Source organism: Burkholderia sp. E168m23, from assembly GCF_016586125.1.
GTDB lineage: Bacteria > Pseudomonadota > Gammaproteobacteria > Burkholderiales > Burkholderiaceae > Burkholderia > Burkholderia orbicola.
In genome coordinates this window covers 1-2,182 of sequence record NZ_BCPP01001088.1, presented here as the reverse complement: position 1 = coordinate 2,182, position 2,182 = coordinate 1, and the positions used below count along the sequence as shown (strand labels likewise).

Below are 2,182 nucleotides of genomic sequence, written 5' to 3'. Positions count from 1 at the left end.
ACGTGGTCGCGCAGCACATCGCATTCCGCAACACGCTGTCGCTCGGCTTCCCGCCGAGCGAGATCGAAGGCGCGCGTTCGTTCGACGACGACGGCGCGCCGCTGAACTCGGACGAGCAGCGCGACACCGCGCTCGCTGCGGGCGAGCTCGGCCGCGTCGAGCTGACGCCCGCGTTCTTCGGGCTGCTCGGCGGGCAGGGCGCGCTGCCGCTGCACTACACCGAGCAGATCGTCGCGCGCGAGCACCTGCGGCGCGACCACGCGGCGCGCGCGTTCTTCGACGTGTTCTCGAACCGCGCGACCGCACTGTTCTATGCGGCGTGGAAGAAATACCGGCTGCCGTTCCATTACGAGCTCGACCGCGACGAGCGCTACCTGCCGCTGTTGCTCGCGATCGCGGGCGTGCCGAGCGACGAGGTGCGCGACAGCCTCGCGGCCGGCCCGGGCGGCGTGCTCGACGAAGCCGTGGCCGGCTATGCGCTCGCGGCGCGGCACCGGCCGATGTCGGCCGCCTACCTGCAACGCACGCTGTCCGATTACTTCCGCGTGCCGGTGAAGATCGACCAGTTCGTCGGCAAGTGGTACGACGTGCCGCCCGATCAGCTGAGCGTGCTCGGCGAAGTCAACGCGGTGCTCGGCGCGACGGCGCTCGTCGGCGAGCGCGTGTGGCAGCGCGACATGCGCGCGCGGATCGTCGTCGGCCCGCTGTCCAAGCGCGACTACGAGGCGTTCCTGCCCGGCGGCGCGCACGCCGTCGCGCTCGAGCGGATGCTGACGCTGCTCGCCGGCGTCACGCTCGAGTACGAGGTGAAGCTCGTGCTCAAGCGCACCGAGGTCGGCGCGAGCGTGCTCGGCGCGGGCTCGCGGCTCGGCTGGGATGCGTTCCTGTGCACGCGCGATGCGCTGGAGGATCGCTCGGACGCCCGCTACGAACTGCACGTGATTCACTGAGACCCTAACAACAACACGCAATCGAACCTGAGATCGACGCCATGAGCACGCCTCTGAAGACCCTGATCACGAAACTGAACCCGCTGTGCCGCCACGCGACCGAGCGTGCGGCGAGCGCGTGCCTGGCGCGCGGCCACTACGAGGTCGATCTGGAGCACCTGTTCCTCGCGTTGCTCGACGAAGCGACGGGCGATCTGCCGCTCGCCTTGCGCGCGAGCCGCGTCGATCCGCATGCGCTGCACGCCGATCTCGAACGCGAGCTCACGCGCCTGAAGACGGGCAACACGCGCACGCCGGTGTTCTCCGTGCACCTGATCGCGCTGTTCGAGCAGGCGTGGCTGATCGCGTCGCTCGATTCGCAGCTCGGCCGCATCCGTTCCGGGCACCTGCTGCTCGCGCTGCTGACCGCGCCGGATCTCGCGCAGTTCGCGCAACGGATGTCGTCGCGCTTCGCGGAAATGAACGTGACGGACCTGAAGCACAAGTTCGACGAAATCATGGCCGGTTCGAGCGAAGCCGAGCCGCGCCAGGCGGACGACGAAGGCAGCGACGTCGCGCCGGCCGCCGACGGCTTTGCGCCCGCGGCCGGCCCGTCGAAGACGCCCGCGCTCGACACCTATACGACCAACCTCACGCAGCGTGCGCGCGACGGCAAGATCGACCCGGTGATCGGCCGCGAGGCGGAGATCCGCCAGGCGATCGACATCCTGATGCGCCGCCGCCAGAACAACCCGATCATGACCGGCGAGGCCGGCGTCGGCAAAACGGCGGTCGTCGAAGGGCTCGCGCTGCGGATCGCGGCCGACGACGTGCCGCCGCCGTTGCGCGGCGTCGCGCTGCACGTGCTCGACATGGGGCTGCTGCAGGCCGGCGCGAGCGTGAAGGGCGAGTTCGAGAACCGGCTGAAGAGCGTGATCGACGAGGTGAAGAAGAGCGCGCACCCGATCATCCTGTTCATCGACGAGGCGCACACGATCATCGGCGCGGGCGGCCAGGCCGGCCAGAACGACGCGGCGAACCTGCTGAAGCCCGCACTCGCGCGCGGCGAACTGCGCACGATCGCCGCGACGACGTGGAGCGAATACAAGAAGTACTTCGAGAAGGATGCGGCGCTCGCGCGACGCTTCCAGGTCGTGAAGGTCGAGGAGCCGAGCGAGCCGCTGGCCGCCGCGATGCTGCGCGGGATGTCGGGCCTGATGGAGAAGCACTTCAACGTGCGGATTCTCGACGAT

Annotated in this window: 2 protein-coding genes; both read left to right on the top strand. The window is 69.4% G+C overall.

The window, feature by feature from the left end:
* Nucleotides 1–950, top strand: a 950-nt coding sequence (gene tssG / locus JMF90_RS34340) for a type VI secretion system baseplate subunit TssG (protein WP_201326099.1), incomplete at its 5' end; no start/stop codon positions are given.
* Between the two features lie 41 nt (nucleotides 951–991).
* The coding region (locus JMF90_RS34335; protein WP_201326098.1) for an AAA family ATPase at nucleotides 992–2,182 on the top strand (1,191 nt) is incomplete at its 3' end.